11 protein-coding genes are annotated in these 12,784 nt (G+C 61.4%); 9 read left to right on the forward strand and 2 right to left on the reverse strand.

Features of this window, described 5'->3' with window-relative positions; genetic code table 11:
- The first annotated feature begins 101 nt into the window (after positions 1-101).
- The 5 genes from B7Y43_RS05980 (at position 102) to B7Y43_RS06000 (ending at position 4,110) form a co-directional block, all read left to right on the forward strand.
- On the forward strand, positions 102-455 hold the full coding sequence (locus tag B7Y43_RS05980; protein ID WP_374130708.1) for a GIY-YIG nuclease family protein: 354 nt from the start codon (positions 102-104) through the stop codon (positions 453-455).
- A gap of 69 nt (positions 456-524) precedes the next feature.
- A complete protein-coding gene (locus B7Y43_RS05985) occupies positions 525-788 on the forward strand; it encodes a hypothetical protein (protein ID WP_374130709.1) in 264 nt (87 codons plus the stop codon).
- Positions 789-858: 70 nt separating this feature from the next.
- Positions 859-1,509 (forward strand): YoaK family protein, encoded by a 651-nt coding sequence (locus B7Y43_RS05990; protein WP_374130710.1) that lies wholly within the window; start codon positions 859-861, stop codon positions 1,507-1,509.
- Positions 1,506-1,958, forward strand: a complete 453-nt coding sequence (locus B7Y43_RS05995) for a MarR family winged helix-turn-helix transcriptional regulator (protein ID WP_374130711.1) — start codon at positions 1,506-1,508, stop codon at positions 1,956-1,958. Before B7Y43_RS05990 ends, B7Y43_RS05995 begins: the two co-directional genes overlap by 4 nt.
- Positions 1,959-2,031: 73 nt before the next feature.
- Positions 2,032-4,110 carry a malate synthase G gene (locus tag B7Y43_RS06000; RefSeq protein ID WP_374130712.1) on the forward strand — a complete coding sequence of 693 codons (2,079 nt, stop codon included), beginning with the start codon at positions 2,032-2,034 and terminating at the stop codon, positions 4,108-4,110.
- 299 nt (positions 4,111-4,409) lie between these two features.
- Here B7Y43_RS06000 and B7Y43_RS06005 read toward each other — a convergent pair whose 3' ends face one another.
- Positions 4,410-7,196 carry a TonB-dependent receptor gene (locus tag B7Y43_RS06005; RefSeq protein ID WP_374130713.1) on the reverse strand — a complete coding sequence of 929 codons (2,787 nt, stop codon included), beginning with the start codon at positions 7,194-7,196 and terminating at the stop codon, positions 4,410-4,412.
- 246 nt (positions 7,197-7,442) lie between these two features.
- Between B7Y43_RS06005 and B7Y43_RS06010 the strand changes: the two genes are divergently transcribed.
- Positions 7,443-8,519, forward strand: coding sequence for a phytase (locus tag B7Y43_RS06010; protein ID WP_374130714.1), 1,077 nt, complete (start codon positions 7,443-7,445; stop codon positions 8,517-8,519).
- Between the two features lie 103 nt (positions 8,520-8,622).
- On the opposite strand, the gene B7Y43_RS06015 is transcribed toward B7Y43_RS06010, so the two are convergent.
- Positions 8,623-9,000, reverse strand: coding sequence for a VOC family protein (locus B7Y43_RS06015; protein WP_374130715.1), 378 nt, complete (start codon positions 8,998-9,000; stop codon positions 8,623-8,625).
- Positions 9,001-9,118: 118 nt separating this feature from the next.
- Here B7Y43_RS06015 and B7Y43_RS06020 point away from each other — a divergent pair, with 118 nt between their 5' ends.
- The 3 genes from B7Y43_RS06020 to argE all read left to right on the forward strand — a co-directional run bounded on the left by B7Y43_RS06020 (position 9,119) and on the right by argE (position 12,488).
- The gene (locus B7Y43_RS06020) at positions 9,119-9,697 is read left to right on the forward strand and encodes a TetR/AcrR family transcriptional regulator (protein ID WP_374130716.1); all 579 of its coding nucleotides are present in this window, start codon (positions 9,119-9,121) and stop codon (positions 9,695-9,697) included.
- A gap of 105 nt (positions 9,698-9,802) precedes the next feature.
- Positions 9,803-11,287: a flavin-containing monooxygenase gene (locus tag B7Y43_RS06025; protein WP_374130717.1), complete on the forward strand. Its 1,485-nt coding sequence runs from the start codon at positions 9,803-9,805 to the stop codon at positions 11,285-11,287.
- 37 nt (positions 11,288-11,324) lie between these two features.
- Positions 11,325-12,488: an acetylornithine deacetylase gene (gene argE, locus B7Y43_RS06030; RefSeq protein WP_374130718.1), complete on the forward strand. Its 1,164-nt coding sequence runs from the start codon at positions 11,325-11,327 to the stop codon at positions 12,486-12,488.
- Positions 12,489-12,784: the final 296 nt, after the last annotated feature.

The following is a 12,784-nucleotide window of genomic DNA, read 5'->3' on the forward strand; positions in this document are numbered from 1 at the left end:
GTGATGCCTAGGTAAGTTTGGAGCGGGGCAGCATCTCTCCACCAGCCCAACCGTCACCCCGGCCTTGTGCCGGGGCCCACCTCGCCGCAAAGAAAAGCGTCATGAAGCCAGAGAGCCAACCCTGCGTCTACATTCTCGCCAGCGGTTACAACGGCTCGGTCTATGTCGGCGTCACCTCCGATCTGTTCGCGCGCATCGTCCAGCATCGCGAAGGCACCTTTGATGGCCACACGAAGAAGTACGGCATCAAACGCCTCGTCTATGTCGAAACCTACGACGACATGGAAACCGCCATCGCCCGCGAAAAGCAATTGAAGCGCCATCGCCGCGACTGGAAACGGAATCTGATCGAGCGCGACAACCTGGCGTGGAACGATCTTGCGGTGGGGCTCGGGCTGGAGCCGCTGACGGCAGCGCCGGGCGGTGCGGTGGGCCCCGGCACGAGGCCGGGGTGACGGGTAGCGCACAGTAGCGACAGCGGCCCGCCACTTGCCGTTAGTTGGAAGTGCAGGCACAATCTTGCGATGACCGAAGCATCTTCTTGGACCGGCGAACTGTCGCCAGATTTGGACCAGTTGATGGCGTTCGACGCCATGCGCGCTTTCCTTGAAGCTTATTGGGAGCGAGGCTCGAAGAGTGATGATGAACTTGCAATCCTGCTCGGCAGCCTGAATCGTAGCGGGGCCTTTGGGGGACCTCTCGACCCGGCGATGTGGCAGGATTGGAAGGATGCAGTTGCCAAAGTAAGGCAGGCCGGGGGCGACGCCGCGCACGATCCTCTCGTCTGAGTTTTTCAAACACCTCGCGCGTCCAATTCCAACATTTCCCATCCGCCCCCACACCCCCTAAACCCCCCTCGTGAAATCCTTCGACCGCCACGACCGGCTCCTCGCCATCGGCCTGTCCGCACTCGCCGGTTATGTCGATGCCGTCGGCTTCCTCGCGACCGGCGGGTTCTTCGTTTCCTTCATGAGCGGCAATTCGACGCGGCTGGGGGTGGGGATTGCGGAGATGTCGGGCAATGCTGCGATTGCCGCGATGCTGATCGGCAGTTTTCTGGTCGGCGTTATAGCGGGCTCGCTGATCGGGCGGGTGGCGGGGCGGCGGCATCGGGAGGTCGTTCCGTTGTTGCTCGCCGGGCTGCTCGGCGGGGCAGCGTTGCTGGGCGATTTTCAGCTGCTCTGGCCCGCCGCGGTGCTGATGGCGGTGGCGATGGGGGTGGAAAATATCTTCTTCTCGGAGGGGACCGAGGTGCGGATCGGGCTCACCTATATGACCGGGCGGCTGGTCAAGATCGGGCAGATGCTCGCGGCGGCGCTGGCGGGGGAGGACCGCTGGGGCTGGATCCCGCATGTCCTGCTGTGGAGCGGGCTGCTCGGTGGTGGGGCGGCAGGGGCGGTGGCGTTCATCCTGGTCGGCAGCGATGCACTGTGGATCGCGGCGGCGGCGGCGCTGGTGATCGCGGTTGTTGCCAGGAAGCCCATGGCGGTGGCACCACCGCCCGCATGACCCAGCTCAAGCTCGACAAATTCCTGCCCTATCGCCTGTCGATCGCGTCGAATCGCGTGTCCGGCGCGGTGGCGACGGCGTATCAGGCCCTTTTCGCCCTCAAAATCCCCGAATGGCGGCTGATCGCAGTGATCGCTGAAGGGCAGGCGATGACGCAGCAGGCGCTGGGTGTGGCAACGCAGATGGACAAGGTGACGGTCAGCCGCGCGGCGATTGCGCTGGTCGATCGCGGGCTGGTGGTGCGCAGCGCCAATCCGGATGACCAGCGTTCACATTTGCTTTCGCTGAGTGCGGAGGGGCAAGCGCTGTACGAAAGCGTCGCGCCCAAGGCGCTGGCGCTGGAGGCAGCGGTTTTCGGCGGGTTTTCGGGCGAGGAAATGGCGCAGTTCGCCGCGATGCTCGAACGGATCGAGGCAGCGGCGGCGCGTTTGGCACCCGAACGGGGTTGAAGCCGGTGGGCCGCTTGGCCTAAGCGACACGCGCCTCCCCAGGCCGATCATCTTGCCCACTCAAGGAGGAATCATGTCCGTTACCGTCGATCGCGCCGGCCTGAAGGTCGCTGCCGAGCTTGCCGATTTTGTCGAGGGCGCCGTGCTGCCGGGGCTGGGCATTGCAACGGACGGCTATTGGCAGGGCGTGGCGGCCATTTTCGCCAAGTTCGCGCCGGAGAATGCTGCATTGCTCGCCAAGCGTGAGGCGCTGCAGGCGCAGATCGATGCGCGCTACAAGGCGGGTGAGCCGGTCGACGAGGCGTTTCTGCGCGCGATCGGCTATCTGGTGCCCGAGCCAGCGCCCTTCACGATCGGCACGCAGAATGTCGATGCTGAGATCGCGACGATGGCGGGGCCGCAATTGGTCGTGCCGATCCTCAACGCGCGCTTCGTGCTCAATGCGGCCAATGCGCGCTGGGGGAGCCTGTATGACGCGTTCTACGGCACCGATGCGCTGCCGGGCGCGGCCAAGTCGGGCGGTTACGATGTCGAACGCGGCGCGCAGGTAATTGTGGCGGCAAAGGCGTTTCTTGATCAGGCGGTGCCGCTGGCCTCGGGCAGCTGGGTGGATTTTGCGGGTGGTGAGCCTGTGCTTGCCGATCCGTCGCAGCTGGTCGGGCGGGCAGGGGAATCGCTGCTCTTCCGCCACAATGGGCTGCATATCGAGGTCGTTGTCGATCGCACCTCGGCCATCGGCAAGACCGATCCGGCGGGCATCGCCGATGTGATCCTCGAATCCGCGCTGACCACAATCTGTGACCTTGAGGACTCAATCGCGGCGGTCGATGCTGAGGACAAGGTCGCGGCTTACACCAACTGGCTTGGCCTGATGAAGGGCGATCTGGAGGAGACGTTCGAGAAGGGCGGGAAACAGCTTACCCGCAAGCTCAACCCCGACCGGACGTACACCGCGCTTGACGGCACCAGCATCACGCTCCCCGGCCGCTCGCTGCTGTTCGTGCGCAATGTCGGGCATCTGATGACGACGCCCGCGATTCACCTCGGCGATGGCAGCGAGGCGCCCGAGGGCATTCTAGATGCGATCATGACCTCGACGATCGCGCTCTACGATCTGCGCGGCCTCGGCACGCTCAAGAACAGCCGCACCGGCAGCGTCTATATCGTCAAGCCCAAGATGCACGGGCCTGAGGAAGCTGCCTTCACCAACGCGCTGTTCGACGCGGTCGAGGATCTGCTCGGCCTCGCGCGCCACACGGTGAAGGTGGGCGTGATGGATGAGGAGCGCCGCACCTCGGCCAATCTCGCGGCCTGCATCAACGCAGTGAAGGACCGCATCGTCTTCATCAACACCGGCTTCCTCGATCGCACCGGCGACGAGATGCACACCGCCATGCACGGCGGCGCGATGATCCCCAAGGCGGAGATGAAGACCAGCGCCTGGATCAAATCCTATGAGGACCGCAACGTCCGCATCGGTCTCGCCCACGGGCTGTCGGGCCGCGCACAAATCGGCAAGGGCATGTGGGCCGCGCCTGACCGGATGGCCGACATGATGGACCAGAAGATCGGCCACCCGATGAGCGGCGCCAATACCGCCTGGGTGCCGTCACCCACCGCCGCGACGTTGCACGCGATGCATTATCACAAGGTCGATGTGTTCGCCCGCCAGAAGGAAATTGCGGGCGAGGCAATCCCCGCACTAAACGGCCTGCTCACCGTCCCGTTCGCCGGCGGCCGCAACTGGACCGCCGAGGAAGTCGCGCGCGAACTCGACAATAATGCGCAGGGGATTCTCGGCTATGTCGTGCGCTGGATCGATCAGGGCATTGGTTGCTCGAAGGTGCCCGACATCCACGATATCGGCCTGATGGAAGATCGCGCCACATTGCGCATTTCGTCACAGCACATCGCCAACTGGCTGCTCCACGGCGTCGCCACCAAAGCCGATGTCGATGCCGCGTTCGAGCGGATGGCGGCAAAGGTCGATGCGCAAAACGCGGGCGACCCGCTTTATCGACCCATGGCCGGGCGTCCGGATAGCATCGCGCTGCAAGCCGCCCGGGCGCTGGTGTTCGAAGGCGTCAGTCAGCCGAGCGGCTACACCGAACCGCTGCTGCATGCCTATCGCGCGCGCGCAAAGGCGGGCTGACACCGCGTCTCATGAAACATAACCTTTATCCCCTGCCCTTCAGGAGCATCAGGTAAACCGTGCCCCGCACGGTTTAGGTCAGGCCGGGGCCTGACCGACCTGATGCTGGGTTGGGGTGGGGACTATCCGCAGGGCCGAGCCTCGGTGAGACTGAGACGCCCCACCCCCAAACCCCTCCCCTGAAGGGGAGGGGCTTACGAAAATGAGTCTGAGCTACTTAAACATAGCATGACAAAAAAAGGGCGCCCCCAATTGCTTGGGGACGCCCTTTCCGTCTCGATGATCCGTCGTGACAACGGTTAGAAGTTGAAGCGGAAACCCCCCGCAAAGCGACGGCCAAAGCGTTCCCATTCGATTGTCTGCCCCGTTGCGAACCGCGTCGGGGTGCCCGTTGCGGTCAGCAAATTGCCTGGTTCGGAGAAACGCCGCCCCGGCTGGTCGAGCAGGTTGGTGGCATCAAAATAGATTTCGAAGTTCTTGTTGATCGCATAGCGCGCCGAGAAATCCATTTCGTCATCGGTCGCCCAATAGGTGTCGCCGCCATCGGTCAGGTCATCGGCGATGGTATCGAGCCAGTTGGTGCGCTTCTGATATTGCAGGCGGAACGAAAGGCCGTATTTCTCGTAATAGCCGCCGATATTGTAGACCACGTCCGACGTACCCGGCAACCGCACCCGGCGGGCTGGAATGGTCCCGGTGGCCGGCTTGGTGACCTGGCTGTCGTTGACGGTGACGTTGGCGGTGACGCCAAAGCCGCCCATCCAGTCAGGCAGGCCAAGGTCGTTGGTCCAGGGTTCAAGCTGGAGCTGCGCCGCCGCTTCGCCGCCAAACAAGCGCCCTTCGCCGCCATTGGTGATGCCGGAAAAGAGATAGGCCGACCGATCAATGCCATTGGTGTCCAGCGCATTGGACCCAAAGCTCCGCCGCTGGGTGTACAGCACGTCTTCCACCTTCTTGTAGAAGAAGCCGACACTCAGATAGCCTTGCGGGCGGAGATACCATTCGAAATAGGCGTCGATGCCATAGGCACGTTCGGGCTTCACGGAAGGGTTGCCGCCTGAGATCGTCTGGTTCGGGTCGTTGATGACCACATTGGGCCGCAGCTGGTCATAATCGGCGCGCGCTGCGCCCGAGTTGAATGACAGGCGCAGTTTCTTGGTTTCATCGACATTATAGTTGATGTGCAGGCTGGGCAAAAACAGCGTCTGGCTCGATCCGGCGGTGACCAGGCCGCTGGTCGCCCCAATTGTTGCCTGTGCAATGCCACGGTTCTGCAGGTTTTCGATGCGAACGCCGCCGAGGATCGAACCCCAGTCATATTTCAGCGTGCCCATCAGGAAGCCGGCAAAGACCCGCTCGCGCACATTATAGTTGTTCCCCGTGACAGGCGCCAATGTGAAGTTGGCGCGCGCCTGGGCAGCGACAGCGCGCATCTGGTTGGTATCGAAATAGCGGAACGTATAGTCCAATGGGATCTTGCCGAGAAAAGGCTGTTCCAGAGAGAACTGGTTGTAATTCGCGGGCAGGCCGATCGTGGCAAATTGTGCTGCCGTGTTGAGCACGATGTTGTTTTCGTTCGCGACCTTGGTCCGCTGATCGAACTGGAAGCCCGCCTTGAACGTCGCGTTGCTCCCCAGGAAAGTGGTTTCCCGCGACAATACCAGCTTGCCGGTATAGGCGTCAGTCGTGTCCACCGCGTCGAGCACGGTGAAGGAAACCGGTGCCTTGGCGAAGCTGTCGATTGCCGTCACCCGCGCACCAGCCTGAAAGCGGGTCGGGCCAGTCAGCTGCGTCGTGGTGAACAGCTGAGTGCCCCCACGATTAGGATTGCTGAAATCATAGCTGATCGTCGGGCGCAGGTTGCGCGTGGTCGGGCTATCATAGGCCGCTTCACCCACGACCGAGCGATCGTCCCTCGACTGGGTATAGTTGCCCAACCACATCAGGTGCCAGCCATCGGCAAAGTCATGATCACCGGACAGCGTGCTGGTGGAGATTGATTGCCGGAAGGCGCGCAGCGTCGCGCGCTGGCGAATGTCAACGCCGTAGACGGTCCCAACCTGCGGGGTGTTGCCAATGCAGATATCGGCATAACCGCTGGTCGTTGGTGTCGGATTGAAGGTCGGCGTGCAGGCGGCGGCATTGGCGACCAGATCACCCTGGCGATCGTCGAGATCGAAGCGGTAATTGTCGCGTGCCTCATCGTCGGTGAAGATCGTGTAGATCGACCGCAGCGAAATGGTGTTGTCCGAATCAGGCTTGTAGTCGAGCCGGCCCGTGAGAGACCAGTTTTTGCGGGTCAGGCGATACAGCTTGTTCTCGGCCTCATGCGCCCAAAAGCGGGACTGGTTGCCGGGACGCTGATCCTGCGCAACGCGCTCATAATCGACTTCGAAATTGTCGGTGATCTGGCCACGCTCGAAATAGCTGCCCGATACCAGCACGCCCAGCTCGCCTTCGCCGATCTTGAACCGGTCTGAAGCGACCAGTGACGCCTCATACTGGTTGCGGCTCCCGAGTTGGGCGACGCCGAACCCGGCTTTGCCGATCACATGTGCACCAGCGTAATCAAACGCTGACCGCGTGACGATGTTGACGTTACCCGAAACCGTTTCACCGGGCATTTCCGGCGTCACGGCCTTGGACACGATGACCTGCGATGCGATTGCCGACGGGATCGAATCGAAGCGTGCGTCGCGGCCTTCGGGGCTGACGACGTTGATTCCGTCAAATGACAGCGTCGTCCAGTAATTCGGCTGACCGCGCAGCGAGATATAGCGCGCCTGGCCCTGATCGCGTTCAACCGCAGCACCCGGCAGACGACCGACCGCCTGGGCGATGTTCTGGTCGGGCAGGCGGCCGACGGAGTCTGCCGACAACACGGTCACCAGCGAATCAGAATTTCTCTGGATCTTCAGTGCCCTGGCTTCCGATTCAGCAATCGGACGCTCGCCATTGACGATGATGTCGTCAGCGCTTTCGGGCGAAGCTGCTTGTTGGGCCTGTGCCGCAACTGGCAGGAAAACCGATGCCCACGCCAAAGCCATCGCCGACACCAGCGGCGATCCAACTGTATTCCCCGACATTATTAGTCCCCCGACGATCGTGTGTGATTCTGTATTGATCTGGTGCCCGTTGTTGCACCGCAGCGGTCCCTTGGCGTCGGCAGGTTACGCCTGAATGACGTCTGGAAGATCGTTTGGTGAATCATTTGTAACATGTTGTTGCTGAAGGGCGGTGCGGTGCGCTCGATCGAACATTTCACTTTGCCTGTCATCGCGCTGCCATCACCGCCACCCAAGGGGGCGACATGGGGGCGGGGGAATTAAGTGATGCTGGGTATGCGATGGACGCCGCTGGCGGCGATGATGGTGGCGGGGCTGGCGGCGATGCTGCTGGCGGGATCCGGACCCGCAGCTGCCATGCAGACAGGCGGCGCTGACCTCACCCGCTCGGTTCCCGCGCTGCGCGAAACCGATGCCGTTGCCAGTATCGACGATGCCGCCGATGATCCTGCGATCTGGCGCAACCCGGCCGATCCAGCAAAGAGCCTGATCGTTGCAACCGACAAAAAGGCCGGGCTCAACGTCTATGGCCTTGATGGCCATCTCCGCTCGACCATCGCCGCCGGGCGAGTCAACAATGTCGATCTGCGCAGCAATGTCATGATCGCTGGCAAGCGCGCGATCCTGGTCGCGGCCAGTGACCGCAACGTCATCGGCGACGGGCGGCTGGCGCTGTTCGCGCTCGATGGCAAAGCCGCGACGCTGACCGAAATCGCGCGCGTGCCGATCGCGATGGCGGAGCCCTATGGCTTGTGCCTCTATCGCGCTGGCCGCAGGCTCTATGCCTTTGTCGTCGGCAAGGACGGGCTTATCATCCAATTGCGGATCGACACCGCCGGTGCCACCGCAACGGCCATCCCGGTCCGCACGATGAAGCTCGCCACCCAATCAGAAGGCTGTGTGGCTGATGATCGTACCGCGGCGCTCTATGTCGCGGAGGAGGATGTCGGCATTTGGCGCTTTGGTGCCGCGCCCGATGCGCCGATCACGCCGATCAAGCTCGCCGGCGTCGATGGCGTGCAGCTGATCGCCGATGTCGAGGGGCTAGCGATTGCCGCAAAGGGACGCAATCGCGGCTGGCTGATCGCGTCGAGCCAGGGCGATTCGGCCTATGCGGCCTGGCGCTTGCCCGATTACCGCTATGTCGGTCGCTTCCGGATCACGGCCAATGGCGCGATTGGCGGCACCAGCGAAACCGACGGCATTGAAATTTCGACTGCCAATTATGGCGGCGATTTCAGACACGGCCTGATGATCGCCCAAGACGGCGACAACGCCCCGAAAGCGCAAAATTTCAAATTGGTCCGTTGGGCCGATATAGCGACAGCGCTGCGGCTGAAATAAGCCATCGGCCTCATGCGGTACGCGCGCAGCTATTCGAAGGCGCGCAGATCCGGCTTGCCGCAAGCGACGGTCGCGCCGATCGCGACCGTCGCCAGGTGGCGGATCAGGCGAAGGTGATCACGCCGATCTTGTTGCCCGTTGGGTCGCGCAAACGCGCGATGGTCGCGCCCGGCAGACCAGCCGGGGCAGGAGCGTCTTCGGCCGTGCCGCCATTGGCGAGGCCAGCGGCATACCACGCGTCAACGGCATCCTTGGATTTGGCGCTGAACATGATCGTGCCGCCATTGGCATGGGTGGCCGGGTTGCCGTCGATCGTGTCAGTGATGAAGAACAGGCCAGTTGCGGGATCGCCATACATATAGGCTTGCGGTTGTGCGCGGAACTGTCCCTTGCTCGGGATATCGAGCGTTGCAAGGGTTGCATCATAGAATGTCTTTGAGGCTTCAAGATCGGTGGCACCCACCATGACATGGAAAAACATGGGCTCTCCTGTTGGTTGCAATTACGGGGCTTGTTACCTATCGATAGATAGGCGGGCCTTTGTGGCCTCAATGTCCCAGCCCGTCAACGGCTATCTAACGATAGGTAGAATTATCTGAATGACCATTGCTCCGGCGGCCACCGCCTCATCTATTCTCGATGCTGCACAGCAGATCATGCAGGCTGTCGGCTATAACGGTCTCAGTTTTCGTGACGTGGCCTCGGCCGTCGGGATCAAGAGCGCGAGCGTGCATTATCATTTCCCGACCAAGGGGCATTTGGCGGCGGCGGTCGCGCGCCGCTATACGGATCGACTGGTCGCGCACTTTGATGCAATCGACCAGAAGCGACCGGATCCGCGTGCGGCGCTTGCTGCTTATGTCGCTACGATCCGGGCTACGCTGGAACAGGATGGCAAGATGTGTCTTTGCGGCATGCTGGCCGCAGAAACCGATGCTGTTCCGCCCGAGGTCAAAGCCGAAGTACGCCGCTTCATCGATCTCAATGTGACCTGGCTTGCCACGATGCTCGGGCGCGCCGCCAGCGCGCCAACCGATAGCGATGTGATGCGGGACCACGCGATGGCATTGTTCGCCGCGCTAGAAGGAGCGATGATGATCGCCAGGGGAGCGGGCGATGTCTCGCGCTTTGATGCGATGAGTACGCAATTTGGCCGCATTGGGTTGTGGCCGCAATAGCAGGGTTGGCAGCACAATAACCGAGGAAACGGCAGGTTTGACGTCGCTTCCCTTTGCACCCTGCTGGAAAATCGAATATCAGGTATGGGCACAGGAGGTGCCACAATGGATCATGTCGACGTAATCGTGGTGGGGGCCGGGATTTCCGGGGTCGGGGCAGGCTATCACCTGCAGGACAAAAGCCCTGACCGCAGCTATATGATCCTTGAAGGCCGCGCTGACATGGGCGGCACCTGGGACCTGTTTCGCTATCCCGGTATTCGTTCCGATTCGGACATGTACACGCTCGGCTATATTTTCGAGCCGTGGACCGAGGCGAAGGCGATTGCTGACGGGCCGAACATCCTGAACTATGTCAAGCGCACCGCCGCCAAATACGGCATCGACAAGCATATCCGCTTCAACCACCACGTCTCCGCTGCAAGCTGGTCGACCGAAGACGCGCGCTGGACGGTGACCGCCGTCACCGAGGGGCGCGAGGTACAGTATAGCTGCAATTTCCTCTTCATGTGCTCGGGCTATTACAACTATGCCAAGGGCCATATGCCCGATTTTCCGGGCGCGACCGATTTCGCCGGGCAGATCATCCACCCGCAATTCTGGCCCGACACGCTCAATTATGCCGGCAAGAATGTTGTCGTGATCGGCTCTGGCGCGACCGCCGTTACGATCGTGCCCGAAATGGCGCAGACCGCCGCTCATGTAACGATGCTGCAACGCTCGCCCACATATGTCGTCTCGCGCCCGTCAGAGGATGCGCTGGCCAATCGCCTGCGGAAATTGCTGCCCTCAAAGCTCGCTTATGCGCTGGTGCGCTGGCGCAACGTGTTGTTCGGCATGTATTTCTACAACGCGGCCCGCAAGCATCCGGTCCGGGCCAAGCAGCGCGTGCTGACGATGCTCGGTGAACATTTGCCAAGCGAGACGATCGCTGCGCATTTCACACCCCGCTACAATGTCTGGGACCAGCGGCTGTGCCTGGTGCCCGATTCCGACCTGTTCGATGCAATCAAGGCGGGAAGCGCGTCGGTCGTGACTGACACGATCGCGCATTTCGACACCGCGGGCGTGGCGCTGGCGTCGGGCAAGCGGCTGGATGCTGACATCATCGTCACCGCGACCGGGCTGGAGCTGCAATTGCTGAGCGACGTCGCCTTCACCGTTGACGGGCAACCGCGCGATCTCGCCAAGACATTCAATTATAAGGGCATGATGTATAGCGACATGCCCAATCTCGCCTCGTCCTTCGGCTATACCAATGCCTCCTGGACGCTGAAGGCTGATCTGACCTGCGCCTATGTCTGTCGCTTGCTCAATACGATGAAAAAGCGGGGCCTGCGGCAAGCCACGCCGCGCATCGCGGGCGATCTGGAGGCAGCGCCGTTCCTTGATTTTACCTCGGGCTATGTCACCCGCGCGATGGAACGTTTCCCCAAACAGGGCGACAAGCAACCCTGGCAAGTGCATCAGAATTATCTGAAAGACTTGACCGCGCTGCGCTTTGGGTCGGTGGATGACGAGATGGTGTTTTCCAATCCTGAACCAAAGGCGGCGGTTGGTGCGGTGCGACGGGAGCCGGTTTCGGCCTAAATTTGGCGCGCACCGCACAGTCGCCTAGGGTAGGCGCATGACCACTGACCTCGTCACGCGCGCAACCGCCATCCTTGAACAGCTCATCGCCTTTGATACCACGTCGCGTGTGTCAAACCTTGCGCTGATCAGCCATGTCGAGGCGTTGCTGGGTGGTCTGGGTATCGCGTCGCATCGGGTGATGAATGCGGAGGGAACCAAGGCGAATTTGTATGCGACCCTGGGACCAATGGCCGCGGGCGGTGTCGTCCTTTCCGGCCATACCGATGTGGTCCCGGTCGATGGACAGAACTGGACCAGCGATCCCTGGACGCTGACGCAGCGTGGCGATCGATTTTATGGGCGCGGCACCTGCGACATGAAGGGGTTTCTCGCGCTCGCTTTGGCAGCCGCCCCCGATATCCTTGCCGCGCGACTCGAGCGTCCGGTTCACCTCGCTTTTTCCTATGACGAGGAGGTCGGCTGTCTCGGCGCCCCGTCGATGATCCGCGAACTCGTGCGGAATCTGCCCGCGCCGATGGCGGTCATCGTCGGTGAACCCACCAATATGGAGGTTGTTACCGGCCATAAGGGCATTTCAAGCTGGATCGTCAATGTCACCGGGCATGAAGCGCATTCCAGCCTCACCCATCTGGGTGTGTCGGCCAATATGGTGGCGGTGCGATTGATGCAGAAACTCGCCGATATCGCCGATCAGCTTGAACGACAGGGCGATCCACAATCCGGGTTCGTGCCGCCACACGCCACGCTCACGATCGGCCAGATTCAGGGCGGGACCGCCGTCAACATTCTCGCGGGCAAATGCAGCTTTGTGTTCGATCTGCGCACGCCACCGGGGCAGAATCCGGAGGCGATCGTTGCGCCATTTCTCGCCCTGGCCGCAAGCGAGGATGCCAGGATCAAGGCACAATTTGGGGACGCAGGCGTTTCGGTGGTGCGGCGATCGAAGACACCCTGTTTAGTGCCTGATCCCGATAGCCCTGCCGAACATTTGGCGCGCCGCTTGGCCGGTGACAACGGCCCGCCCCGGATGGTCCCATATGCCGCGGAAGCAGGGCAGTTTCAGGAGGCGGGATTTTCGACGATTATCTGTGGACCTGGCTCGATCGAGCAGGCGCATCAACCTGATGAATATCTGGAAATCGCCCAATGGGTGCGCGGCGCTGGCTTTATGGAGCGGCTGATTGAGGCGCTTCGCTAAGCGCTGAATGAGGGATTTCTGCGTAAAACACGCGGTTTACGAATCGCAATATGTCCCGATTCGGGAGACCGTTTCAAATTGGTACACCAGCGCGACAATTGAACGCTTGCCAATTGTTGGGCGGGTGTCATCGGCCCGATTCCAACAAATTTTACTGAAATATCAGTTTGTTATGAGGGAATCGGACCGATTATGCGTTTACCAGGGCTTCATTTCTTCCTGGTGGAACAGCGATACAAAAAGATCCAACATCATTTGTCTCCCAGACTACGTCCATGACGAACGCGCTGTTTTAT

The organism is Sphingomonas sp. 28-62-20 (assembly GCF_002281505.1).

Excerpts from the sequence above, each read along its gene's own strand:
- B7Y43_RS05995 (WP_374130711.1), top strand. The coding sequence starts at position 1,506 with ATGACCCAGCTCAAGCTCGACAAATTCCTGCCCTATCGCCTGTCGATC.
- B7Y43_RS06000 (WP_374130712.1), top strand. The coding sequence starts at position 2,032 with ATGTCCGTTACCGTCGATCGCGCCGGCCTGAAGGTCGCTGCCGAGCTT.
- B7Y43_RS06005 (WP_374130713.1), bottom strand. The coding sequence starts at position 7,196 with ATGTCGGGGAATACAGTTGGATCGCCGCTGGTGTCGGCGATGGCTTTG.
- B7Y43_RS06015 (WP_374130715.1), bottom strand. The coding sequence starts at position 9,000 with ATGTTTTTCCATGTCATGGTGGGTGCCACCGATCTTGAAGCCTCAAAG.
- B7Y43_RS06020 (WP_374130716.1), top strand. The coding sequence starts at position 9,119 with ATGACCATTGCTCCGGCGGCCACCGCCTCATCTATTCTCGATGCTGCA.
- B7Y43_RS05985 (WP_374130709.1), top strand. The coding sequence starts at position 525 with ATGACCGAAGCATCTTCTTGGACCGGCGAACTGTCGCCAGATTTGGAC.
- argE (WP_374130718.1), top strand. The coding sequence starts at position 11,325 with ATGACCACTGACCTCGTCACGCGCGCAACCGCCATCCTTGAACAGCTC.
- B7Y43_RS05980 (WP_374130708.1), top strand. The coding sequence starts at position 102 with ATGAAGCCAGAGAGCCAACCCTGCGTCTACATTCTCGCCAGCGGTTAC.
- B7Y43_RS06010 (WP_374130714.1), top strand. The coding sequence starts at position 7,443 with ATGCTGGGTATGCGATGGACGCCGCTGGCGGCGATGATGGTGGCGGGG.
- B7Y43_RS06025 (WP_374130717.1), top strand. The coding sequence starts at position 9,803 with ATGGATCATGTCGACGTAATCGTGGTGGGGGCCGGGATTTCCGGGGTC.